This window comes from Photobacterium sp. GB-50 (assembly GCF_003026755.1).
Classification (GTDB): Bacteria; Pseudomonadota; Gammaproteobacteria; order Enterobacterales; family Vibrionaceae; genus Photobacterium.
In genome coordinates this window covers 115,297-140,164 of sequence record NZ_PYNX01000001.1, presented here as the reverse complement: position 1 = coordinate 140,164, position 24,868 = coordinate 115,297, and the positions used below count along the sequence as shown (strand labels likewise).

18 protein-coding genes are annotated in these 24,868 nt (G+C 38.7%); 6 read left to right on the top strand and 12 right to left on the bottom strand.

Annotation, left to right across the window (positions count from 1 at the left end; translation table 11 throughout):
• Nucleotides 1-64: 64 nt before the first annotated feature.
• Nucleotides 65-922, bottom strand: coding sequence for a MurR/RpiR family transcriptional regulator (locus tag C9J41_RS00610; RefSeq protein ID WP_005367039.1), 858 nt, complete (start codon nt 920-922; stop codon nt 65-67).
• A gap of 371 nt (nt 923-1,293) precedes the next feature.
• Here C9J41_RS00610 and C9J41_RS00605 point away from each other — a divergent pair, with 371 nt between their 5' ends.
• Complete coding sequence (locus C9J41_RS00605) at nt 1,294-2,112, top strand: sugar nucleotide-binding protein (protein ID WP_107205718.1); 819 nt, start codon at nt 1,294-1,296, stop codon at nt 2,110-2,112.
• 731 nt (nt 2,113-2,843) lie between these two features.
• On the opposite strand, the gene C9J41_RS00600 is transcribed toward C9J41_RS00605, so the two are convergent.
• On the bottom strand, nt 2,844-4,097 hold the full coding sequence (locus tag C9J41_RS00600; protein ID WP_107205719.1) for an OFA family MFS transporter: 1,254 nt from the start codon (nt 4,095-4,097) through the stop codon (nt 2,844-2,846).
• Between the two features lie 845 nt (nt 4,098-4,942).
• On the opposite strand from C9J41_RS00600, the gene C9J41_RS00595 reads away from it, so the two are divergent.
• The 3 genes from C9J41_RS00595 (at nt 4,943) to fabV (ending at nt 9,335) form a co-directional block, all read left to right on the top strand.
• The gene (locus C9J41_RS00595) at nt 4,943-5,602 is read left to right on the top strand and encodes a TetR/AcrR family transcriptional regulator (RefSeq protein WP_107205928.1); all 660 of its coding nucleotides are present in this window, start codon (nt 4,943-4,945) and stop codon (nt 5,600-5,602) included.
• A gap of 66 nt (nt 5,603-5,668) precedes the next feature.
• Entirely contained in the window at nt 5,669-7,945 is a 2,277-nt protein-coding gene (locus C9J41_RS00590) for an acyl-CoA dehydrogenase (protein WP_107287016.1), read from the top strand.
• A gap of 187 nt (nt 7,946-8,132) precedes the next feature.
• Nucleotides 8,133-9,335, top strand: a complete 1,203-nt coding sequence (gene fabV, locus C9J41_RS00585) for an enoyl-ACP reductase FabV (RefSeq protein ID WP_107205721.1) — start codon at nt 8,133-8,135, stop codon at nt 9,333-9,335.
• A 346-nt stretch (nt 9,336-9,681) separates the two neighbouring features.
• On the opposite strand, the gene C9J41_RS00580 is transcribed toward fabV, so the two are convergent.
• The 5 genes from C9J41_RS00580 to C9J41_RS00560 form a co-directional block, all read right to left on the bottom strand.
• Nucleotides 9,682-11,031, bottom strand: a complete 1,350-nt coding sequence (locus C9J41_RS00580; protein ID WP_107205722.1) for an ATP-binding protein — start codon at nt 11,029-11,031, stop codon at nt 9,682-9,684.
• On the bottom strand, nt 11,028-11,702 hold the full coding sequence (locus C9J41_RS00575) for a response regulator (protein ID WP_005367047.1): 675 nt from the start codon (nt 11,700-11,702) through the stop codon (nt 11,028-11,030). Before C9J41_RS00575 ends, C9J41_RS00580 begins: the two co-directional genes overlap by 4 nt.
• Before the next feature lie 289 nt (nt 11,703-11,991).
• Entirely contained in the window at nt 11,992-13,674 is a 1,683-nt protein-coding gene (locus C9J41_RS00570) for an aspartate:alanine antiporter (protein WP_045083035.1), read from the bottom strand.
• 266 nt (nt 13,675-13,940) lie between these two features.
• Nucleotides 13,941-14,204 (bottom strand): GrxA family glutaredoxin, encoded by a 264-nt coding sequence (locus C9J41_RS00565; protein WP_008986743.1) that lies wholly within the window; start codon nt 14,202-14,204, stop codon nt 13,941-13,943.
• A gap of 176 nt (nt 14,205-14,380) precedes the next feature.
• On the bottom strand, nt 14,381-15,334 hold the full coding sequence (locus C9J41_RS00560) for a porin (RefSeq protein ID WP_107205723.1): 954 nt from the start codon (nt 15,332-15,334) through the stop codon (nt 14,381-14,383).
• Between the two features lie 718 nt (nt 15,335-16,052).
• Here C9J41_RS00560 and C9J41_RS00555 point away from each other — a divergent pair.
• The gene (locus C9J41_RS00555; protein WP_107205724.1) at nt 16,053-16,643 is read left to right on the top strand and encodes a GPR1/FUN34/YaaH family transporter; all 591 of its coding nucleotides are present in this window, start codon (nt 16,053-16,055) and stop codon (nt 16,641-16,643) included.
• A gap of 101 nt (nt 16,644-16,744) precedes the next feature.
• Here C9J41_RS00555 and C9J41_RS00550 read toward each other — a convergent pair whose 3' ends face one another.
• The 5 genes from C9J41_RS00550 to pabB form a co-directional block, all read right to left on the bottom strand.
• On the bottom strand, nt 16,745-17,626 hold the full coding sequence (locus C9J41_RS00550) for an AraC family transcriptional regulator (RefSeq protein WP_107205725.1): 882 nt from the start codon (nt 17,624-17,626) through the stop codon (nt 16,745-16,747).
• Between the two features lie 358 nt (nt 17,627-17,984).
• Nucleotides 17,985-19,346, bottom strand: coding sequence for an L-serine ammonia-lyase (locus tag C9J41_RS00545; protein WP_107205726.1), 1,362 nt, complete (start codon nt 19,344-19,346; stop codon nt 17,985-17,987).
• A 237-nt stretch (nt 19,347-19,583) separates the two neighbouring features.
• Nucleotides 19,584-20,837, bottom strand: a complete 1,254-nt coding sequence (locus tag C9J41_RS00540) for an amino acid permease (protein ID WP_107205727.1) — start codon at nt 20,835-20,837, stop codon at nt 19,584-19,586.
• 187 nt (nt 20,838-21,024) lie between these two features.
• Nucleotides 21,025-21,633: a CoA pyrophosphatase gene (locus tag C9J41_RS00535; RefSeq protein WP_107205728.1), complete on the bottom strand. Its 609-nt coding sequence runs from the start codon at nt 21,631-21,633 to the stop codon at nt 21,025-21,027.
• Between the two features lie 81 nt (nt 21,634-21,714).
• Entirely contained in the window at nt 21,715-23,115 is a 1,401-nt protein-coding gene (gene pabB, locus C9J41_RS00530) for an aminodeoxychorismate synthase component I (RefSeq protein WP_199189312.1), read from the bottom strand.
• 174 nt (nt 23,116-23,289) lie between these two features.
• On the opposite strand from pabB, the gene C9J41_RS00525 reads away from it, so the two are divergent.
• Entirely contained in the window at nt 23,290-24,804 is a 1,515-nt protein-coding gene (locus tag C9J41_RS00525; RefSeq protein ID WP_045083029.1) for a fumarate hydratase, read from the top strand.
• The last annotated feature ends 64 nt before the right edge of the window (nt 24,805-24,868 follow it).

The window sequence follows — 24,868 nt, the reverse complement described above, 5'->3', positions numbered from 1 at the left end:
CAAAAAATATGTAATGAAAACGTTGCGAATAAAAAAGCGAAGCTAAGGCTTCGCTTTTAAAGTGTTACAGCGTTGAACTGTCTTTAGAAAAGCGGGAGTCTTTAAGCGATTCTTTTACGCGCTTTAAGTTATCTCTAAACCCTGCACCACGACGAAGAGTAAACCCTGTTGCTAACACATCAATAACGGTCATTTGTACAACACGGCTCGCCATTGGCATGTAAATATCAGTGTCTTCTGGTACGTCTAGGCAAATAGATAAGGAGCATTCACGTTCTAACGGTGAATCTTTTGCCGTAATACCAATAACCGTTGCTCCATTAGCACGCGCCATTTGTGCAATTTCAACCAAACTTTTAGTGCGACCTGTGTGAGATATAACCACGACGACATCGCCATCAGAGCAGTTAATCACGCTCATGCGTTGCATCACAATATCATCAAAACAGACAATAGGAATGTTGAAACGGAAAAACTTATTTTGCGCATCGTGAGCGACGGATGCAGAAGCGCCTAAACCAAAGAAAGAGATTTTTTTTGCTTGTGTTAACAGATCGACAGCGCGGTTAATCTGCATCGTATCGAGACTATTTTTTGCGACATCTAAACACGCCATTGTTGATTCGAAAATTTTAGCGGTATAGGCATCTGGCCCATCCGTTTCTTCAACATTACGATTTACATAAGGCGTACCATTCGCAAGGCTTTGCGCTAAATGTAATTTAAAGTCAGGGAATCCTTTAGTATCTAAGCGACGGCAAAAGCGGTTAACGGTCGGTTCACTAACATCCGCCATTTTGGCAAGTGTTGCGATACTTGAGTGGATAGCTGTTTGTGGGGAGGCAATAATAACTTCGGCGACTTTACGCTCTGATTTACTGAAGTGTTCTAAGTTATTTTGTATTTTTTCTATGGTGTTCATAGCTAATAATGCACTTCGTTATTGAATTTCATTTGTAGCAAACTTGTCATCAAGATGCTTGTTTAATGAAACTATACTACTTAATTTTGACTATCTCCTAGCTAATCAGCGCTTTTTTAAGGCTAATTTTATTAGTTTTTGACAGGGATCGACTTTTGGCTTTCAGTTTTGAAACTCTATTCGATGAATAATTACAAAAAAAGAGCGGATACAGAAACTTTGTGTGTATTCCTTTCATATTTAAGGCGTTATTTTACAAAGTGAAAAATTATACTGATGTAATTTGTTATCATTTTTAATTAGAAACTTAAAGCTTCAAGCCATTGGTGTTATTTTTCTTATATGGATTTGATGTAATTTGAGGCTGAAAAATGAATATTGCTATATGCGGTTGTGGTTGGCTTGGTTTGCCCTTAGCAAAGGCATTATATAAAAAAGGCCATAACGTTTACGGTACAAAAAGAAATGAGAGAGAGGCGAATGCTTTAAGTGCATATGGCATACATGGGGTGCCAATGCAGTTACCATTAACAGAAGATGTTCAAGTATCATCTTTAGCAACGATGTTAGCAAGTGATGTGATGGTGATTAATATTGCTGCCGGTCGCAATAGTATTGATAAAGAGCAGCATTATCAGAATGTGTTATCCCTTTCTAACGCGGCTTATCAATCAGGATGTCAGCGCATTATATTTATTAGTACAACGTCAGTTTATGATGGACGTAAAGGCCGTGTGGCTGAAGACGATGATGTGATGCCATTAACCGATTCTGCTTTGACACATGTGAAGATTGAAAATAGTTTGCGTACTCAATGGGGTGATCAATTAACGATAGTGCGGTTATCGGGGCTGATTGGTGAAGACCGTCATCCCGTCAAATTTTTAGCGGGTAGAAACGCTTTAAAAGGAGGCAGTAATCCCGTTAATCTTATTCACCTAGAAGACTGTGTTGCAGCGATAGTAAGGTTGGTTGGTATCAAAGATAGTATGCCTGTCTTACATTTAGCGTCTGATTTTCACCCTACACGTAGTAAGTATTATACTCAGATGGCGAAGCAATTATCATTGCCATTGCCGGAGTTTTTACCTGATGATGAAAGTAGTACTGCAAAAGTGATTGATGCTGCGAAGACATTAACGAATCTAGGTTATGTTCTTAAACATAGAGATTTGATGCTGTCTAAATAGATAAAAAAAACGCTGAACAACAGTTCAGCGTAAAAATATGCAATTAAAGGATAATTGCAGTGGCAATAAGGAGTATTGGAAGAAGTTCGACGGCCAGTTAAACAATTCTCACCAATATTATGGATTCTATATATTCAGACTTTGAATTTTAGGTTTGGTTCAAAACTTTTTAAAAAAAATAGTTTTCAGGCAAAAAAACACACAACAATACCGTTTTGAGTACTTAAGTCATCTGAATAGATAAAAAAAATCCCATTAAAAATGTTTTAATGGGATAAAAAGTTCCGTAAATTTTACAAAAAGTTCAGCAGTAGTGGACATCTAACATAAATAAAAAACTTTAAAATACTGATTCAAAACCAAAGGCATAGTAGGTTTTATTATGAATCATACTAGTAAGACTAACGAAATTAAGGTTAGTTCAATAAAAGTGAAAAAAAAGTCATCTTTTTTTATGGTGGCCGTCAAAGACCTTTTTTACAAAAAAAAGCCCACAAAAATAGTGGGCAAACTAAAAATTACAATTAGGAGTTAAAGCAGTAGTGGCATTTACAATGATAAAAATTGTTGAAACATGTTTGTTTTGCGAAATCTTTTATCAATCTGAATACATTATTTAAGACTCAGGATTTTAAAAAAGGTTCCTAAGTTTTCGAATATTTTTAGTATTAAAATATCGAGATTACTTAATGTATTGATTTTTAAATAATATCCACACTGCTTTGTTCTGTTTAGGCCGTCACTTTTGTGTTTAGCATTTCATTGTCTTCTTTTTTGACAGATGCCACAGCTTTGACTGCTGGATTCTTTGTTAGCAGCGAAAACACAAATGCAATTCCCATGATAATTGCCGAGTAGAAATAAGCGAGGTTGTAATTACCTGTGGTATCAACAGCAACTGCGGCGATAACGGGGCCAATGAAACCACTGACACCCCATGCTGTGTATACGACACCATAGTTTGTACCGTAGTTTTTCAAACCATAGAAACCTGCTGTTAGTGATGGAAATACTGCCGGTAAGGTTCCATAACACAAGCCCGCTGTTGCCATACCGATGATAAGACTAATATGGCTTGTGTAATGAGGGAACAACATCATATTGGCAATAGATAACATAAATGATAACGATAATGTTTTAAGACCACCAATTTTGTCGCATAGCACGCCAGCAAGCACACGGCCTGATGTATTAAATAAAGCTAGAATAACAACAAGGTGAGCGGCATCCGTCATACCTGCTTGTGCTGAAGCGATAGAGGTAATATTACCAATGATCATTAAACCTGTTGATGATGCACAAAGGTACATAACCCAAATACTATAAAACTGCGTCGTTTTGAGCATAGCAGTCCAACACATTTCTTTTTGTGGCACCGCTACTTTCTTATCCGTCTGTTTAGATGAAGCGATAGGTACGTAATGAGAAGGTGGATTGGTAATGGTAAATGCTAATGGTGTTGCAATACATAAAAGAGCAATACCTAAAATAATAAAACTATAGCTAATACCGTAACTTCCAATTAATGATGTAATTAATGGAGCAAGATAAACACCAGCAAGGCCAAAGCCCGCAGCGATAAGGCCATTTACAAGCCCGCGTTTTGAAGGATGGAACCATTTCATTGCTGCAGGGCTTAAACAAGCATAACCAAAACCAATACCGCCACCGGCAAGAATACCAAAGGTAAAAATAAGTTGAGTCGGGTTTGTGATGTAACCGGATGCAATTAAACCTAAACCAGAACAAATCGTGCCTGCGATTAATACACGCTTAGGGCCAAATTTATCTTGTAAAATACCCGCTAAAAGAAGAGTTATAGAGAAAGTAATAATAGCGACAGTATAAGGAAGAGATGCTTCTGAGTTTGTCCATCCTAAATCAACAACTAGCGCTTTTTTAAATACACTCCAAGTAAATAGAATACCAATACATAAATTAATACAAAAACCAGCAATAAGAATTTGCTTTGCTCTATCAAACATGAATTTCTCTCAAATGATATTTATATGGTGAAAAACCAAATAAATAGATCGTAGTAATATATATCTTTATTAAATATTACCCGTTAATACTGTGTGGGAATTCTAGCGATAAAAATAATGATGGCAAGTTAAAATGTAACTAAATATTAAATAAATTAAGGTGTTGTTTTAAAACGATTTTTTTGTTTCATTTTCGGCGAAATAAAAGCGAGTAAACCTCTATTTGTATTATGTATTACAAATTGGGTGTTGGTTTATTTTAATCGTTAAACAAAATCTATAACCATTCTTAATTATAATTAACAGAACTAAAAATAAAGATAATTAGATATCCTGTTATGTTTTAATTTAATTGATTAATTACTTTTAGTGATAGTTATTTATATAAGTAGCTAAAGTAATTGTTATTATTATTCGTATCGTGGAGTTGTATGTAAAAGTGAGTCGTTTCGTCGCTTTTATAAATGATATGTGTCTAGATATTAATAGGTGAGTTTAAAAAATAAGAGGGCAACTTAGCAAAAGTCAGCAAGGAAATAAAACCTACTCCAATAACAGGAGTAGGCTATGAAGGAAAATCTTCAACAAAAAAGTAGTGGCATGTAGTCAGACTCAATCGATGTGTTTAAGTTCCGCGAATATATGCTTTTTTCGATTCTATTTTATTAATTATTAACCTTGGTTATGGTAGTTTGTTTTAACTTGTTGATATTTAATGTCTAATTTTTACTTTATCTGTCTTTAAGAGCTATTGAAATTTCACCTCTCAAAATGAGATAGCAAACTTGTTAAAAGTGTTAACGAGTTGTAGTATTTAAACATGTGTTTAATACGGGTGAATGAAAATGGCTGGAAAAGGTGAAACTAAAAGTCGCATTCTAGATGCCGCTGAGCTGTTATTTGCCGAGCATGGTTTTAACGAAACGTCGCTGCGGACCATAACAAGTAAAGCTGGAGTCAATCTTGCTTCTGTTAATTACCATTATGGTGATAAGAAAACATTGGTACGTGCAGTACTCAGCCGTTACCTTGATATTTTTATGCCAGCGTTGCAAAGTGAATTAGAAAGACTCTTAACCCGTGATGATTTTACGATGGAAGATGTCTTTCACTGTACTAAGTCACCGTTAGTTAGCCTTAATGATTGTCGAACTAATGGTGCGACGGTTTTTATGTCATTACTAGGGCGAGGTTATACTGACGTACAGGGACATTTACGGTGGTTTATTGTTACCCGTTACGACAAAGTCCTCTCTCTTTTTGTCACTGCCGTATGCCGTGCTAATCCATCCTTAGATCCAGAAACTCTTTTCTGGCGCTTACATTTCACATTAGGTGCATCAGTATTCACGATGGCATCAAGCGCTGCTTTATGTGAAATAGCAGAAAACGATTTTTCGAATCATGTGAAAACTGAAGATTTAATTGATCGTCTTGTTCCTTATCTCGCAGCAGGGGTTGGGGCGCCAATAGAAACGAATATTTCTCTGGTTAAGCAAGTCTAAAACTAAATAACGAATGTATACCTACGTAGTCATTATAAAAATAATCGAAGCAAAAGGATCTGAACTATGAGCACTTTATCTGTAATGCGAAAACGATATCTCAGCGATCCCGCCTTTAAGGTGTTTAAAAAAGTGTTGCCACCGTTATCTGAAACAGAACGCGAGGCAATGGAAGCGGGAAGTGTATGGTGGGACGGTGAGTTATTTAGTGGGCAACCTAATTGGAATACCTTATTAACCTACCCTAAGCCAAAACTTACTGATGAAGAGCAAGTGTTTATCGACACTAAGCTAGAAACCTTATTGGCCATGATAAACGATTATCAGATTGTTCAAGAAGATAAAGATTTATCGCCAGAGGTGTGGCAGTACTTACGTGATGAAAAGTTTTTCTCGTTAATTATTGGTAAAGAATACGGCGGCCTTAATTTTTCAGCGCATGCGAATTCAACCATAGTTGCCAAAATTGCAACTCGGAGTTTGAGTGCTGCGGTATGCGTCATGGTTCCTAATTCCCTAGGGCCGGGTGAATTATTGACTCATTACGGAACTGAAGAGCAGAAGAATTATTGGTTACCCCGTTTAGCTAACGGGAAAGATATTCCATGTTTTGCATTAACAGGGCCAGAAGCTGGCTCAGATGCCGGTAGTATTCCTGATGAAGGTATTGTTTGTTATGGCGAGCATGAAGGTGAACAAGTATTAGGTTTACGCCTAACATGGAACAAGCGTTATATTACCTTGGCACCCGTTGCAACAGTATTAGGTCTGGCTTTCAAAATGAAAGATCCTGATGGTCTGCTTGGTGATAAAAAAGAATTAGGGATCACCTGTGCATTAATTCCCGCCGATCATCCTGGTGTTGAAATTGGTGAACGCCATGACCCATTAAATATGGCTTTTATGAATGGACCTACACGTGGTAATGATGTGTTCATTCCAATGGATTGGCTAATAGGTGGTCAAGAATATGCAGGAAAAGGTTGGCGCATGCTGGTGGAGTGTTTATCAGCAGGTCGTGGTATTTCCCTTCCAGCATTAGGGGCTGCCTTTGGCCATTTAACATCGAAAACGACAGGCGCATATTCCGTTGTTCGTAAGCAATTTGGTACTTCAATTGGTAATTTTGAAGGTGTTGCACAAGCTTTAGGTCGAATTGGTGGTTATACCTATATGCTAGAAGCGGCTCGTACCTTAACCACGACGTCATTAGATATGGGGCAAACCCCTGGGATAGTTACAGCGATTGCCAAATACCATATGACTGAAATGGGCCGAACGATCCTCAATGATTCAATGGATGTGCATGCTGGTCGTGCTATTCAGCTTGGTCCAATGAACTATTTAGGCCATCACTACTTTGGTATGCCAGTTGCAATCACAGTTGAAGGCGCGAATATTCTAACTCGAAACCTAATGATTTTTGGTCAAGGTGCAACACGTTGTCACCCTTATGTACTGAGTGAAATGGAAGCCGCTGCCAATCCAGATGAACAGCAAGGTGAAAAAGACTTCGATAAGTTGCTATCAAAACATATAGGCTTTGCTATTGGTAATGTCAGCAAATCATTACTGAATGCATTTTCTGGATCTCGTTTTAATCGAGTACCAGTGAGTGGTGAAACTGCACCTTATTATCGTCATTTAGCAAGAATGTCTAAGGCATTGGCGGTGAGTGCGGATTTTGCGATGTTAAGCCTTGGTGGTGAGTTAAAACGTCGTGAATTAGTCTCTGCACGTTTAGGCGATGTTTTAAGTCATCTTTATTTAGCCTCGGCAGTATTAAAACGCTATGAAGACGAAGGACGTCAACAGCAAGATTTATCAATGGTGAAATATGGCGTAGAACATTGTTTACATCAGTGTGGTATTGCTTTTAATGATGTGTTTAATAACTTCCCTCGTAAAGGAGTTGGACGTCTATTACGTACCATTAATTTCCCGTTAGGTATTCATTACCATGCACCATCAGATGTGATCGCTATCGATATTGCAGAAGCATTAATGACTCCTGGTGTACATCGTGAGCGATTAACACACCTTTGCTATGTTGGTAATAAAGAGGATGATCCTGTTGCGATTATGGAACGTGCTTTTTTAGCTATGCACGAGATCAAACCTTTAGAGCGTAAACTGATGAAAGCAACACGTAGAGGTGAGATCCCGCGCAAAGCTTCATTAACAAATAAATTACAAGTTGCATTAGATGTGGGAATAATCACAGAAGCAGAGAAGAAAAAAATAGAAAATGCTGAACAGCTAAGACAAAAAGCGGTTCAAGTTGATCATTTTTGTGCAGACCATTTTAAAAAAGCTCGCATACTACCAGGAAAAGCAGCTTAGGTAGCTTAGTTAGTGATATATAAACCTGGAATCTCCCATGTGCCACGCTTAGCGTGGCACTTTTTTTGACCAGAAATATCTGTAACACCTCCAACCACTACGGTTTTTATCATTTTCTGTCATAAATTTAATGCGATTTTGACGCTAACCTTTTATCCTATCAACAACTATGTAAGGGAAGTTGAAGATGATCATCAAACCTAAAACTCGTGGATTTATTTGTACAACAACGCACCCAGTGGGTTGTGAAGAGAACGTAAAAGAGCAAATTGCTTACACAAAAGCACAAGGTCCCATTGCGAACGCACCTAAGCGTGTGCTAGTCGTTGGTTCATCAAGTGGTTATGGCCTATCGTCTCGTATTGCTGCGGCATTCGGTGGTGGTGCTGCAACTATTGGTGTGTTCTTTGAAAAACCAGGTACAGAGAAAAAACCAGGTACTGCAGGTTGGTATAACTCAGCAGCATTTGACAAGTTTGCGAAAGAAGAAGGTCTTTATTCAAAAAGCTTGAATGGTGATGCTTTCTCTAACGAAGCAAAACAAAAAACCATTGATTTGATCAAAGAAGATCTTGGTCAGGTTGATATGGTGATTTACTCACTTGCATCACCTGTACGTAAATTACCTGAAACAGGTGAAGTTATTCGCTCATGCTTAAAACCAATGGGTGAGACGTACACAGCAACAGCAGTAGATACCAATAAAGATGTATTAATCGAAGCAAGTATTGAGCCAGCTACAGAGCAAGAAGTTGCAGATACTGTAACGGTAATGGGCGGCCAAGATTGGGAACTTTGGATTGATGCTCTATCTGATGCAGGTGTTTTAGCCGATGGTTGTAAGACGGTTGCTTATAGCTACATTGGTACTGAAATTACTTGGCCAATCTATTGGCACGGTGCGCTAGGTCAAGCGAAGATGGATCTTGATCGTGCAGCAAAAGAGCTAAACGAGAAGCTAGCGAAAACTGGCGGTTCTGCAAATGTTGCTGTGCTTAAGAGTGTGGTCACGCAAGCTAGCGCAGCAATTCCTGTTATGCCACTTTATATTGCGATGGTATTTAAGAAGATGCGTGAAGAAGGTGTACACGAAGGTTGTATGCAGCAGATTTTACGTATGTTCAATCAACGCTTATTTAAAGCAGATGGCATGGCACCTGAAGTTGATGGCGAAAACCGTCTACGTCTAGATGATTGGGAACTTCGCGAAGATATCCAGAAACATTGTCGTGATTTATGGCCAAACGTAACCAATGAAAACTTATTTGATGTCGCTGACTATCAGCAATATAAAGATGAGTTTTTAAAGCTATTTGGTTTTGGTATTGACACTGTTGATTATGATGCAGATGTGAATCCGGTTGTTGAATTTGATGTGAAAGACATCTAATTCACAACAAAATAAAAAAACCGCCGAAAGGCGGTTTTTTTATTATATTGTTTTGATTCATCAAGTTAGTCTATTTGTTATTTTTTTTGTTTATGAATCCAACCACATTGGTTGCAGAGATAAATTCTTCTAATGTAAAACTTATGCCATAGTTTTCGCTTTATTCTTCCCACATCAAAACTAGCACATTTTTCGCACTGCATTTATTAACTCTCCTAGCTATTAATAAATTACTAGTGATAGTTTTAAATATTATAAAATTAATGTCTACCAATGACTGTCAAATTTTTGGCGTTTCAGCAATGTACATTCAATTATTCGGTTTACCATAAATTTCTAATATTTATCAGTCATTAAGTTTTGGCAGTGTAATAATAAATGCAGCCCCTTCTAATGGCGAATCTTCAACATAGATCGTTCCTTGATAGCTATCGATAATTTCATTACATACCGATAAACCAATACCTTGGCCTGGGTTTAGCTGATCTGAACGTACCCCTCGTTGAAATATCGCTTCTCTCATATCAAGCTTTACACCTGGACCGTCATCTTCAATCTTAATGGTAAAGTGAGTGTTGGTTTCTATCACAGTAATATGCACTTGGCTGATACAAAAACGGAATGAGTTCTCAAGCATATTGCCAAATAATTCCATTAAATCATCTTTATTTAGCGGCAACATAATATCTTCATTGAAGTGATAATGCAGTTTAGCTTGTTTATCCGCATAAATTTTGCCAAGCATTAAGCTAAGGCTATTCACAACCGGCATTAATTGAGAATTACTTTTTTGTAGCCCTTGTTGACCTACCATTGCCCGTTTTAACTGATATTGGACAAGATCATCCATTTGGCTGATTTGCTCCATAATACGTTGATTTAGCTCGTGGCGCTCTAACGTTTTATCATCCAATAATGCATTTGTTGCCGCTAAACGGGTTTTTAAACTATGAGCAAGATCATCCATCGCATGGCGGTAACGTCCTTTTTGATCACTACTTATACGGTTTAATCGGTTAACTGCTTTAGTGACTTCTTGCAGCTCCATTGGGTAATCATTATCGAGTTTTTCTCGTTTCGCTTCCGCCATTTGATCGAGTTGAGAGGCTAACTTGCGTAACGGCTGAAATCCCCAGTGAAAGGCGGCAATGAGAAATGCAACAGCAATAAGTACAAAAAGACCGAGATAAAATGCGGTACGTTGATGGAGTTTTTCTAATGATTTTTCATAATCATTTGCTGAACGTAATACAACGAGTTGATAAATGTTGCCATTTTCTTTATCTCGACTGAGGTTATAAGCGATATAGCCTTTGTTATCACCCATTTTTATAAGGGTAGGCGTCGGTATATTTTCAGGCAAATAACGACAAACATTTTTTAAATTCGCTTTATTGGCTTCATGAGATAACCATGTGGTGTTATCAGCTTGATCACACACGACGGCAATATAATCGGTGTCTGATGGGTCAAGAGAGTCAATCCACTTATCAACATCTTTGATTAAGCCAGCACGATTAAGTTGAGCAACAACCATTGGCATTTGAGCGACAAGCTCTGAAGAGTATGAAGCCATATAGCTTTGAGAATAAAGCTTATTAATCACACCTGCTAAGGCCGATGTGACTAAAGCAATAATAGCGACAGAGGTGATTAAAACTCGACGTCTTAAACGCGGCTGTATAAGTTTATTCATTGGGCATTAAGTTCAAAAATATACCCTTGACCACGAATGGTTGATATTGGGTTATCTTGACCTGTTTTAGTGAATTTTTTACGTAAACGACTAATCATAACTTCGATTGTATTTGGATCACCTTCTTGATCTTCATATAACACATCGAGTAGGCGTTGTTTTGATACAACCTGACGGCTATGGCGCATGAGATATTCAAGTAAGTCATATTCAAAAGCGGTTAACTCTAATAATGTTTCATGAACATAAACTTGTTTCGCGAGGAGATCTACACGGATATCACCTGCGGTCATTTCCGGCTTTACAAAACCAGCGCTTCGGCGAACGAGTGCACTTAAGCGAGCAACCATTTCTTCTTTTTGGAATGGCTTAACGAGGTAGTCATCAGCACCAGCTTCAAGGCCTGTTACTTTGTCTTGCCAATTTGAACGCGCAGTAAGAATAAGAATGGGAAGACGAAGCCCCTTTTTTCGCATGTCTTTAATTAAACTAATCCCATCGCGGTCGGGTAAACCAATATCAACAATCGCAATATCATTGGGGTAGTTTTCAGCAAAGAATAAACCTTCTTCTGCCGTATTTGCACACTGAACTTGGTTGCCTAATTCACTGAGTTGAGATTTTAAGTGATGGCTAAGGATTGCATCGTCTTCGACAATAAGAATTCGCATAAATTAAAGCACCCAAGGTTGCTGATTATAGTTATAAATATCTATGGTACGAAATATTGCAATTATCCGCATTATTTATCATTGCCATAAACTTAATATTTGAGCGTTATAGCAGAATGGGTATTTATAAGTCAGATTGCTATGTGTGCTATTAACTAAATAAAATGTTTGATTAATAACAAATTAACGCTACAGGTCTTAGTGTAGGTATCTTGACTGAATAGGGGCTGACTCATAAGAGAACTCATTAGCCAGCCCTTATTAGAAAGAGCAGCATTCAAGCCAATAATTACTTTAGAATAATAATTAACGTACCTGCAATAGTGAGCAATACGTTGGCGATAGCATAAGTACCTGCATAACCTAAAGCAGGAATAGTACTACGCGCATGAGCGTTGATCATATCCATAGCTGGGGCACAAGTACGCGCGCCTATGATGGCACCAAAAAGTAGTGCACGGTTCATTTTCAGTACATAAGCACCGAATAGATAGGCTAATACGACAGGGATCACACTCACCATTAAACTGGTGACAAAAACAGTTAAACCGATATGAGCAATGGATTCAAAAAGGTTAGAACCTGCACTTAAGCCGATACCAACCATAAAGACCATTAAGCCTAAATCTTTTGCCATATTTAACGCCCCTTGAGGGACATAACCAAAAGTTGGGTGGTTTGCACGTAAAAATCCAAGTGTAATACCTGCAATTAAAAGGCCTGCAGCACTACCTAAACCAAACGCAATATGACCAAATTTCATGGTAATTAAACCAAGCAGTAAACCTATGATGAAGAAACAACAAAAAGCTAATAAATCTGCAATCTGGCTGTGGATTGAAATAAAGCCAATACGTTCAGCTAAACCATGAACACGACTTTTCTCGCCACTAACTTGCAGAATATCACCTTTGTTTAACAGAATGTTGTGATCCATCGGCATTTCGATTTGAGCACGAACCACACGGTTTAAAAAACAGCCGTACTCTGACAGGTTCAATTCAGATAAACGTTTACCGGCAATACCATCGTTCTTTACCACGATTTCTTCTTCAATGATGCGAAGATCTAATAAATCACGATCAAACACTTCTTTACCATTACGGAAACTAGGATCAAGACGAGCGTGGCTGTCGGGGTAACCCACTAGCGCAATTTCATCACCTTCTTGTAAAATTGCATCACCATCAGGGTTAGCTAAAATACCATTACGACGAACGCGTTCGATATAGCATCCTGTTTGGCGGTAGATACCTAACTCACGAAGGTTACGACCATCAATCCAATTAATCAGTTCAGGTCCAACACGGTATGCGCGAATAATGGGTAAATATACTTTTCGCTGTGCCACTTCACCAATACCACGTTCACGTGCGATCTGTTGTGATGATTCAGCTAGATTTTGTTTTTGTAGTGTAGGCATGAGCTTCGCGAGGAATATCAAGCTCACTAGACCTACTAAATAGGACATCGCATAACCAACACTTAAACTTTCTGTAAGCTGTTTAATCATTGTTGGATCGGTAATACCTGAAAGCCCAGTATTTAATGCGTCTTTAGCGCCCACTAATACTGGGGTTGCAGTTAATGACCCCGCCATTAAACCTGTCGCAAGGCCAATATCCATATGTAGATAATGCGCCATTGTCATGGTTATCGCGATGGAGGAAAGCAAAACGACGAGCGCAAGTAAAAGGTAGTGCTTACCGTCTCGAAAAAAGATGCCGAAAAAGTTTGGACCCGCTTCTATACCCACACAAAAAATAAACAGCATAAAGCCAATATTTAAAGCGTCAGTATCGAAAGTAAAACCAGCATTACCAAACAGCAGTGCTGTGACTAAAACGCCAATAGAATTACCTAAGCTCATCTTACCAAAGCGTATTTTGCCAATACTTAAACCTACGGCAAGAACAACAAAAAGTAATAGAATATCATTATGGTGTAGAAGTGCTGCTACATCAATGTTCACAACAGAATTTCCGACAATAGTGGAGAAGTAAGAGTTATCAAATTCTAGCTGATTTTTGCAGACTGTTATAGCGTATATTCTAAAAAAATGTTGAAAGTTAGTATTAATAACTTCTGAGTGTGTATTCTTTATCTGAAGGGATAAAAGCGGAAATATAACGGATTACTGTACGTTAAAAATACTGTTCATTTACGTTGTCAGTTAGTAAAAAATAGAGATAAAAAAAGGCCGAACAATATCGACCTTTCATAAACTGAATTCTTTTCTTATTGGAACAGTAGATTATGTTCTTTAGAGTAAGCTTCAAATTCAGTACAGCCACCAATGTGCTCTTGATCAACAAAGATCTGTGGTACTGTTTCAACGGGTTTACCTACCGTTTTTTCCAGATCCGCTTTACTGATGCCTTCCGCATGAATATCAACGTAACGGAAGTTAAAGTCGTCGCGCTCTGCTTTAATTTTTTCTGCTAATTCCTTAGCACGTACACAGAATGGACAACCTGGGCGACCAAAAATAACTACGAACATAAAATCTCTCCTGCAAAATTATGTTGTTACTATAACGTGTGTTTATTGATAGAGAAAGGGGGATTTGCCTGTTAGAGCAATAGAGAAAATCGATGGTGGGTTATATATCAAGAAGTGATGACGGCAAAGAATAAAGCCAAGCACGAGGCTTGGCTTGTATTACCGATTAGATTAACTTAGAAGTCGTAACGAATACCCACTTGTAATTCGTTATCTTCACCTTCAATTCGGTTAAATAGGTAACCTGCATAAGTACGTAGGTTTTTATTGAACTTATAGACGCCATCTAACGCAAAGTAATTTACATTGTCAGTTTTTACGCCGCCGTCTTTAGATTGCTTAAAGTTGTATGCTGCTTGAGCAATAAATTTACCCATTTTAACAGCCGTTGCTAATTCATAGCCAGTTAGATCGGTATTACCGTTTTTACCACTCGCATAAGTACCAGCTGCGTAAAAATTATTGAATTCGTAGCTTGCTGCTAAGTTGTATTGGTTAGCATCAACGTCAACACCGTCATGACCACGTACATAACCCGCACCTAAAGCTAAGCCGAATGGGAAGGCATATTGTGCTGCAATACCATAACTGTCTGAATCTTTTAATGCATTATTGTTTTCAGCAATGTAGTTAGCTGAAACTGTGAAGTTATTGAATTCACCAGCGTATAAAAAGTTATTTTCACGCTTATCTTTGTTACCATCAACAAGATCAACACCGTCACCACCGAAAGTAGCAAGAATATCTGTGTAATCTGTCAGCATAACCTGTGCTGAATCTTGCTTACCATAAGAGAAAGCACCTGCCTGAGTATCAAATCCAGCATATACGTAACGACTCTTAACAGTAGAGTCACTACTATCAGAGATTTCAGCTTCATATTTACCAAAAGCAATAACTTGATCAGAAATCTTTGCTTTACCTTTTAGATTAATACGGGCACGGCTCTTATCTTTAAAAGCATTACCAGTGCCATCTGCACCTTTATTTGCATCAGATAGGTTAAAACGCGCTTCAGCACGACCACCAATACTAAGTGATTTATCATCATCTTGATAAACAGTTGCAGCGTTTACTGTTCCTGCTGTTAATGACGCTAAAATTGCCGATGCCAATGCTACTTTTTTCATTTTCTAATCCCCTAGAAAGAATGTTATTTGGGCTTCATTGCCTCTTGAATGAGAGCAGATTAGTGCATGAATGTTAAAGTTATGTGTAAGTAAAAAGTTACTTTTATTACATATATCAATGAATTGAGTAGGTGTTTTATGTGAACTGCTACGTATTTTGTTAAAGGTAATATTTAGTAAAAGAGAGGGGAGACTCATCACTATTAAATAAGTTAACAATATGATCATCATGATGTTGAATATAAGCATTGTTTAATAATGCGATTTATATCGCTTTTAAGCATAAATCGTGATGAAAGTGCCATTTAGTCATCTATTTCTAGTTAAATATGATCATTCGTATGACAAATAGATGATGTTTGGCATTGGAAAATTATATGGCGCTTGTTTTGTTGAATTATATGGAATGAAATTTTTAATTTTTTATCTTTATTTAATTCAATTAAATCAATATCTTGAATTTACATAAGGTATTATTATTCCATTATGGAATATAGTTATTCATAAATTCATATTCTCTAACAAAATTCATTAGATGTTATTATTAAAATTCTTTACAAAATAGAATGTTTTCGCACTTTTTCTCACTTTATTGCCTTTTTCCGTGGTTAACCATTGATCTGGATCGCACCATCAATTAGAATTCGCGGCGCATTTAGCATGCATCTATATTTTAAAATTTATCACTTTTGTTGAATTACTCCTGCAGGGGAAATACATGTCTACGAAATTAGCGAACCCAGCGCCTTTAGGCTTAATGGGTTTTGGTATGACTACCGTTCTTTTAAACATTCATAATGCTGGGTTTTTTCCATTGGATTCAATGATCCTAGCGATGGGTATTTTCTATGGTGGTCTAGGTCAAATTCTTGTAGGCATGATGTGCTTTAAGCGTGGTGATACGTTTGGAACAACAGCGTTTACTTCTTATGGCTTATTTTGGTTAACGCTAGTCGGTCTTATTGCATTACCGAAGATGGGGTTTGCAGCAAGCCCTGCACCGTTCATGGCTTGGTACCTAACACTTTGGGGCCTATTTACTGCATTTATGTTTATCGGTTCTTTACGTTACCCTCGTGCTAAACAAGTAGTATTTGGTTCTCTAACTATTTTATTCTTCTTATTAGCGGCTCGTGATTTTACGGGGAATACGACAATTGGTTTCATCGCGGGTATAGAAGGTATTTTCTGTGGTCTAAGTGCAATTTACTTTGCAATGGCTCAGGTATTAAATGCTGAATACGGTCGTACAATCTTACCTGTTGGTGAGCTGAAGACTGAGCAAGTAAGCCTAAAAGCTGCTGCTTAATTTTGCGAAGTATTGAGACAAAAAAACCTCGTTAATTAACGAGGTTTTTTTATATCTGAAATCTATGAAAATAACGTTATCACATGGGAGAAAAATAATAGTTAGATGCAAGATTCAGTAATTTGAATGTTAGGTTTAAAGGTAAAGTGGCCTTCAGGGCTAACATCATTTTCTTGACGTGATGTTGTTCTAAACTGAGAAGGCGTAATGCCATATTTACGTTTAAATGCATCGCAAAAATATGCAGCACTACCAAAACCAGATCGATTACCTATTTGTGAAATAGAATAATTTGAAAAAGTAAGGTAGTTCAAGGCTAAACCCATTCTAACATCAAGTAATAATTGGCTAAATGAAACCCCTTCTTTTGCCAAATGTCGACGCAGTGTAGATTGCGTTGTAAAGAGCGCTTTCGCCATATCGTCGACACTCCATTTGCGTTGAGGATCTTGGGTAATCAAACGCGCAATAGTTCGCTCTTTAGGCTCATCATAGTTGAAGCGGTAAACGTTGAATACATCAATACCTGCTTCATTTAATGCCATTAAAATAAAGACTAAACACTGGCTTAGCAGCGTTTTTTCCATGGAAGAGCCACATATCGAAGGCAGTAATTTATTAAATAGAACGAAGTTTTGATCCACAATTGCAGGGGTTGGAATCGTGTAGACAGGAGAACAACTTGCCGTTGGGAAAGTGGGTTGTTTTAACGCACTGATATATTTGAATGCTTCAGTGATAGATTCTTCATCGATCATCAACAATTGTAATTCAATATTTTCTTGGCTATTAAGTTGATTAATAGAACAAGAGATATGACTGAACTTAGGAACGACAAAAGTACTATTATTTTTTAATTCAATAGCATGACCGTTGATGTGAACATCACCTTGAACATTTGATAATTTTACAATTAAGTGGTGGTCGACATAAAACTCTTTTAGAACTACGTGGCTCTGAGAGAGGATACGCTTATATTTCATACCAGTACTGCTTCTCTAAAAGTGGAAATAAATCCTTCATTACACACCATAATTAGGCGGCCGTCCTATATGTACCGGTATTCTATGTTGGAATATGCTGATACCAAGGTACATGCGTGTGAGTATAGGACTAAAAGAAACGGTTGAATAGATGAAATCTACTCAACTTTTGTTATTGATCATATTGAGTATGTTTATCTATATAAAATGGATACATCTTGATATGTGAATTTAAGTAATTTAGGTCTTATGCTCTATATACGGGATATTATGCTATTTATCACGCTACTGTTATAGATGAAAGGCATAAAAAAAGCTGCTTTGAAAGCAGCTTTTCTAACAAGTTTACGCTTAAAGATTAGCAAATAACCTTAATCGCTAGACCACCTTGAGATGTCTCACGGTATTTAGCATTCATGTCTTTACCTGTTTCAAGCATTGTCTCAATGACTTTATCAAGTGAAACACGGGGATCAGATGAGCGGCGAAGTGCCATACGTGTAGCATTAATTGCTTTAACTGCTGCAATGCCGTTACGCTCGATACATGGAACCTGAACTTGGCCAGCAACAGGATCACACGTTAGACCAAGGTTATGTTCCATTGCAATTTCTGCAGCCATACATACTTGTTCAGGGCTACCCCCCATAAGTTCTGCAAGACCAGCAGCAGCCATAGAACATGCCACGCCAACTTCGCCCTGACAGCCTACTTCAGCGCCAGAGATAGAAGCATTACGCTTGTAAAGACCACCAACAGCACCAGAAGCTGCAAAGTAGCGGGTGTATTCTTTAGGGCCAACTGACTGAACAAACTTATCGTAGTAAGCAAGTACTGCTGGAATAATGCCACATGCGCCGTTTGTCGGTGCGGTTACAACACGACCACCTGCTGCATTTTCTTCGTTTACAGCAAAAGCAAACATGTTAACCCAGTCAACAACCGTCATTGGATCGTTGCTTAGCTTTTCAGATGTTATTAGCTGTTGACGAAGTGCTGCTGCACGACGAGGAACACGTAGAGGACCCGGTAGGATACCTTCTTCGTTCATACCACGTTCCATACAATCACGCATTGTTTTCCAGATGTTAGCAAAGTAATTACTAATCTCATCTTCAGCGTTCATTGCACGTTCGTTAGCCATAACTAAAGAGCTGATTGATAAACCGTGCTCTTTACATTGTTCAACAAGTTCAGAGGCATAGTTGAAAGGGTAAGGGATAACAACACTTGATTCTTGCGTTTTACCAAAGTTTTCTTCATCAACAATAAAACCACCACCGATAGAGTAGTAAGTCTTAGAGAAAACGTTCTCATCACCAATCCAAGCATGAATAGACATGCCGTTTTCGTGCAGTGAAAGGTTAGTCGTATGGAAATTCATACCACCATCACGTGGGAAATCTACTGTGTGGCAATGCATACCAACAGGTAGACGTTCGGTTTCTTCAACACGGGCAATAAAGCTTGGAATACTATCGATATCAACATGTTCAGGGCTGTTACCAGCAAGACCCATAATGATTGCAATATCAGTATGGTGTCCTTTACCTGTAAGAGAAAGAGAGCCGTATACGTCAACGGTAATTTTAGTTATGTCACGTAATTTACCCATGGCACGTAAATCATCGATGAACTCTTTACCTGCTTTCATTGGGCCAACAGTATGTGAGCTGGAAGGGCCCACACCGATTTTGTAAATATCAAAAACACTGATCATGTTTATTACCTCAGTCGGGGGAAGCGATTCTTGCCTCCGGCCAAGACTGTATGCGTTTTATGACTCGCCCCTTCCTTGGCGAGCGTACTTAAAAAACAAGAGCAGGGCGCTTAGCATCCTGCTCTTAATTATCGTATAGATTGCGTTTATTGTACCAGAACGCTATACCTTTTCTTGCACTTTATGCTTCAAAAAAGAAGTATTTTTGTGTTTGTATCGCGCCTGGTTCAAGTGCTATTAAAAAGCGCCGTAAATTACTGAAGTAATCGCAGCCACACCACACAGAGCAGTGAAAATACGTGCAGCAACAGAGGTTTTGTATTTCGCCATTGCTGGTACTTTCTGCATCGCAACAACTGGCATTAGGAACAGAATTGCTGCAATCATTGGTGCGCCCATTGTTTCAATCATACCAAGGATGCTTGGGTTGATGATTGCTACAATCCATGTTGTCACAACAATAAATGCTAGAGATAGTTTTTCAATTTTACCAACCGGCATTTTGCTACGAGATTTCGTTAGGCCAACAAGACCTTCATGTGCACCTAGGAAGTGACCGAAGTAGCTTGAAGTAATAGCAGCAAATGCAACCAGTGGACCTAAGTAAGAAATTGCTGGTGAATCTTTAATGTTTGCTAGGTAAGAAAGAACAGAGATATTTTGTTCTTTTGCCATGTTCAACTGCTCTGGTGTCATAGACAGTACAACAGAGAATACAAAGAACATGACAAAGCCCATTAGCATCATTGCTGCGCCGCCAGTGATCATGTCAGTTTTCTTTACTGCATCGTCACCGTATACATGACGTTGTTCTTTTGCAAACTGGCTGATAATTGGGCTGTGGTTGAAAGAGAACACGATGATTGGAATTGCTAGCCAAATAACAGTAGGCATTGATGACCAATCAGGTGCCACAGACACCATTGACATGTTCCAATCAGGAATTAGGTAAATAGACAGAGCAAGCAGAATGATAACCAGAGGGTAAACCATTGCTGATGTTGCCTTAAGCATTAGTTCTTTACCAAATACAACGCCAGCTGTCATTAGCGAGATAAGGACGCCTGATAGAAGCCAACGAGGAACAGAATCCATACCTAGTTGGTTCACCATGAATGAGTCAACAGTGTTGGTAATACCTACACCATAGATAAGAACGATAGGGTAGATAGCAAAGAAATAAGCGAATGTAATAAGGTTGGCACCTGTTTTACCGTAGTGTTCTTCAACGGTATCAGTAATGTCAGCGTTTGGATTTTTAGCTGAAAGAACAAAACGTGCTAAGCCTTTGTGTGCAAGCCAAGTCATTGGTGCTGCAATCAGTGCTAAAATAACTAACGGCCAGAAACCGCCCGCACCTGCTTTAATTGGAAGGAATAGAACACCTGCACCTACAGCTGTGCCGAATAGAGACAATGCCCATGTGAAATCTTTGTAAGTCCAACGTGATTTTGCTACATCAGTTTGTACTGCGGTCGATGTGTTTTGCATTTTTTGTCATCCAAAAAAAAGGAACGGAACGGAACGTTGTTTTAGGAACACGTGCATTCTCGTTATTTATGGCGGGATTACAATGATAAAGATCGCGTTATGTAAGCTGTCTTTATTTGTTGTACAAATAAAGAAGACTTAGCTCACAGTTTTAAATTTGGTAGAAGCTAAAAAAACAGCTAATAGCCTATAAATCATCATGCCAAATTTGATCTGAAAGTAGTTTTATCATTTGAGCGGTTGCTCCCCATACAGAATAATTCTTAAACGGGATGTTATATACATTGTGATTATTGCCATTAAGTAGGAATTTATATTGGCGAATATTGTTTGGGTTAAGCAAATGGTTCAGAGGCGCTTCAAAAATGCAATCGACTTCATTGGGATCTGCGATAGGGATGTAATCTGGATCTATTGTGGCGATAAAAGGCGTGACCATATACCCGCTCATGGTCGGTAAGGTAGAAAGACAACCGTGTACATCATTGCGAGAACAAGTAATATTCGTTTCTTCAAATGTTTCACGAATAGCGGTTGCGATTAAATCCTCATCTGTCGGTTCAAATCGTCCACCAGGAAAAGCAATTTGTCCTGGGTGGTGTTTAAGGTGTTTTGCCCTTCGCGTTAATACGACATTAAAGCCATTTTCGCGATAAACGAGAGGGATCAAAACAGCAGCTTGTTTAAATAGGGATGCGTCTTCCCAGTGCTGTCGAATTCGATCTTGATGGTTTTGATCATATTGAAGACTTGGTGCAAGAAGAAATCGACTTAAAATTTGCTGCTGTCCAACCATAAAACCTCGTTAGTCAAATGAAAGTGCTTTCATCTTAAATACTTTTTATTTTAAATATCATTATGATGTATTTATCTGTACCTATTGTAAGGTTGGCAGAATCTTACTCAATTTGTCGAGTGTTTCTTGATATTCGCTATCTGGATCACTATCAGCAACAATCCCGCCTCCAGCCCACGCATGAATTTTTTGTTCATTAGCCACCAATGTACGAATCGTAATACTGGTATCCATTGTGCCACAACGGCTGATATAACCGATGCTGCCACAATAAATACTGCGGCGGTGCGGTTCTAACTCTTCAATAATTTCCATCGCTCGTACTTTCGGAGCACCTGTTATTGAACCACCGGGGAAACATGCTTTTAATAGATCTGTCGCATTGTGATCTGCTGGTAATTCGCCTGAGACGGTACTCACTAAGTGATGTACGGCAGGAAAACTTTCTATTTTAAAAAGATGCGGTACTCGTACGGTACCGGGTGTGGCAACGCGACCAATATCGTTACGCAGTAAATCGACAATCATTAAGTTTTCTGCACGATCTTTTTCAGCATTTTGAAGAGCGAAAGCATTGGCATTGTCTTGAGCGGTATTTTTGCTACGTGGTCGAGTCCCTTTAATCGGTTTAGTTTCAATCAGTCCATCACGAAGTTGTAAAAAACGCTCTGGAGATACCGATAAAATCGCACCTTGTTTTAAACGAATAAAACCAGAGAATGGCGCTCCGTTTTCTGTTTCAAGAGTTAGATATGCTTGCCATTCATCGCCGGTATAATTGGCAGAAAAACGTTGCGCCAAGTTGATTTGATAACAATCGCCAGACAATAGATAATCTTGGATTTTGTTAAATTTGTTACAGTAATCCTCTTTAGTCATATTGGATGACCAATCAGATGTTAAAGAAAAGCTATCAACAAGGTTTAAATCTGTTGCGGGTTGTTGTTGTGAGAATGTCGTAAGCTGCTGTTCAAGCCATGTTTGACGCTTAGTCTCTTTTGGCTCTACTAGCGTTACCGTTTGTTCTTGATGATCCACAATTAATGCCCAGTCATAGATCCCTAATGCTAAATCAGGTAGCGGAATGTCATGTTCAGCAATTGTTGAGATATTTTCAACCTGACGACCTAAATCGTAACTAAAGTAGCCTAATGCTCCACCAATAAATGGCAGTGTCATCATTGGGCTAACTGCAGGTAATAACTGCGCTTGTAATGTTTGTACTAATGCAAATGGATCATCGGTGTACGTTTCTTCTGCACCATTTGCATAGCAGACCTTGCTAATCCCATTTTCTGATTCAATAGTGGCTAAAGGATCAGCAACGATAATGTCAAAACGGTTATCTGGATGATTTTCTGCTGCCGAGCGTAATAGCATTGCCCATGGCAAACCAGAGAGTGGTGCAAACCATGTCAATGCCGCATCTTTTGAGTAGGCGAGCGACGTAATGCTTAATTTTGGGTGTGATTTACAAATCATTTTCTTTTTTGTGACAAGAGTTTGATTGGCGCGTAGCGCAATAATAAGTGCAAGAGTATCATATTCAGATAACGACGCCCAAAGATGTGCATGTACTTAATGTGAACATCGTCCCTACAAAATTGAAAGTAAATTTCGGGCGCTATGGAATGATATAACTCAACGAGGGCAACTATGACTGTCATCCGCAAAGAAGACGTAATTAGTAGTGTGGCAGATGCATTACAATATATTTCTTACTACCACCCACTGGATTTTGTGCAAGCTTTAGAAAAAGCCTATAACAAAGAGCAAAGCCAAGCCGCAAAAGATGCGATCGCACAAATTTTAATAAACTCTCGTATGTCTGCCGAAGGGCATCGTCCAATCTGTCAAGACACAGGGATCGTTACCTGTTTCGTGAAGATTGGTATGAACGTACAGTGGGATAGCGATCTTACTGTACAACAAATGATTGATGAAGGTGTGCGTCAAGGTTATACCAACCAAGATAACCCGTTACGTGCATCGGTTGTTGCGGATCCTGCAGGTCGTCGTATTAATACGAAAGATAATGCACCAGCTGTTGTTCATATTGATATGGTGCCAGGTGATAAGGTTGAAATTCAGTTAGCAGCTAAAGGTGGTGGCTCTGAAAATAAAACCAAAATGGTGATGTTAAACCCATCTGATGATATTGCTGAGTGGGTTGAAAAAACAGTACCACTGATGGGGGCTGGCTGGTGTCCTCCTGGCATGTTGGGTATTGGTATCGGCGGAACCGCAGAAAAAGCGGCTGTGCTTGCGAAAGAATCATTAATGGAATCAATTGATATTCATGAGTTGAAAGAGCGTGGGGCACAAACAACAGAAGAAGCATTACGCTTAGATATCTTTGATCGTGTTAACAAACTCGGTATTGGTGCACAAGGCTTAGGTGGTTTAACAACAGTTCTTGATATAAAAATTAAATCCGCACCAACACATGCGGCATCGAAGCCTGTTTGTATGATCCCTAACTGTGCCGCAACACGTCACGTGCACTTTACTTTAGATGGTACTGGTCCTGCAGAATTAACACCACCTAAGTTAGAAGATTGGCCTGAAGTGACATGGGAAGTGGGTGATAGCGTTCGTCGTGTAAATTTAGATACGGTTACGAAAGCAGATGTGCAAGAGTGGAAATCAGGTGAGACTGTTTTACTGTCTGGTAAGATTTTAACTGGTCGTGATGCAGCGCATAAACGAATTCAAGAAATGTTAGCCAAAGGTGAAGGTTTACCTGAAGGCGTTGATTTTAATAATCGTTTCATTTACTACGTTGGTCCTGTTGATGCAGTAGGGGATGAAGTCGTGGGTCCTGCGGGTCCTACAACCTCAACGCGTATGGATAAATTTACCGACATGATGTTAGGTGAAACGGGTCTAACCGGAATGATTGGTAAGGCTGAGCGTGGTCCGGCGGCGATCGAGTCAATCAAGCAGCATAAAGCTGTTTACTTAATGGCTGTGGGTGGCGCTGCTTATTTAGTTGCCAAAGCGATTAAAAAATCACGTGTCGTGGCGTTTGAAGATCTGGGTATGGAAGCGATTTATGAGTTTGAAGTCGAAGATATGCCAGTAACAGTAGCTGTTGATTCTAATGGAACTAATGCTCATCAAACAGGCCCTGATACATGGCGTGTAAATATCGCTGAAATGGAAAAGTAAGCTATATAAGCATATCTAAGAAAAGGAGCCTTGTGCTCCTTTTTTTATTGTCTCTTTTATCTTA

What these genes read in the sequence shown, in the direction of transcription:
- C9J41_RS00610 (WP_005367039.1), bottom strand. Translation starts at nt 922, where the DNA reads ATGAACACCATAGAAAAAATACAAAATAACTTAGAACACTTCAGTAAA.
- C9J41_RS00605 (WP_107205718.1), top strand. Translation starts at nt 1,294, where the DNA reads ATGAATATTGCTATATGCGGTTGTGGTTGGCTTGGTTTGCCCTTAGCA.
- C9J41_RS00600 (WP_107205719.1), bottom strand. Translation starts at nt 4,097, where the DNA reads ATGTTTGATAGAGCAAAGCAAATTCTTATTGCTGGTTTTTGTATTAAT.
- C9J41_RS00595 (WP_107205928.1), top strand. Translation starts at nt 4,943, where the DNA reads ATGGCTGGAAAAGGTGAAACTAAAAGTCGCATTCTAGATGCCGCTGAG.
- C9J41_RS00590 (WP_107287016.1), top strand. Translation starts at nt 5,669, where the DNA reads ATGAGCACTTTATCTGTAATGCGAAAACGATATCTCAGCGATCCCGCC.
- fabV (WP_107205721.1), top strand. Translation starts at nt 8,133, where the DNA reads ATGATCATCAAACCTAAAACTCGTGGATTTATTTGTACAACAACGCAC.
- C9J41_RS00580 (WP_107205722.1), bottom strand. Translation starts at nt 11,031, where the DNA reads ATGAATAAACTTATACAGCCGCGTTTAAGACGTCGAGTTTTAATCACC.
- C9J41_RS00575 (WP_005367047.1), bottom strand. Translation starts at nt 11,702, where the DNA reads ATGCGAATTCTTATTGTCGAAGACGATGCAATCCTTAGCCATCACTTA.
- C9J41_RS00565 (WP_008986743.1), bottom strand. Translation starts at nt 14,204, where the DNA reads ATGTTCGTAGTTATTTTTGGTCGCCCAGGTTGTCCATTCTGTGTACGT.
- C9J41_RS00560 (WP_107205723.1), bottom strand. Translation starts at nt 15,334, where the DNA reads ATGAAAAAAGTAGCATTGGCATCGGCAATTTTAGCGTCATTAACAGCA.
- C9J41_RS00555 (WP_107205724.1), top strand. Translation starts at nt 16,053, where the DNA reads ATGTCTACGAAATTAGCGAACCCAGCGCCTTTAGGCTTAATGGGTTTT.
- C9J41_RS00550 (WP_107205725.1), bottom strand. Translation starts at nt 17,626, where the DNA reads ATGAAATATAAGCGTATCCTCTCTCAGAGCCACGTAGTTCTAAAAGAG.
- C9J41_RS00545 (WP_107205726.1), bottom strand. Translation starts at nt 19,346, where the DNA reads ATGATCAGTGTTTTTGATATTTACAAAATCGGTGTGGGCCCTTCCAGC.
- C9J41_RS00540 (WP_107205727.1), bottom strand. Translation starts at nt 20,837, where the DNA reads ATGCAAAACACATCGACCGCAGTACAAACTGATGTAGCAAAATCACGT.
- C9J41_RS00535 (WP_107205728.1), bottom strand. Translation starts at nt 21,633, where the DNA reads ATGGTTGGACAGCAGCAAATTTTAAGTCGATTTCTTCTTGCACCAAGT.
- pabB (WP_199189312.1), bottom strand. Translation starts at nt 23,115, where the DNA reads ATGATTTGTAAATCACACCCAAAATTAAGCATTACGTCGCTCGCCTAC.
- C9J41_RS00525 (WP_045083029.1), top strand. Translation starts at nt 23,290, where the DNA reads ATGACTGTCATCCGCAAAGAAGACGTAATTAGTAGTGTGGCAGATGCA.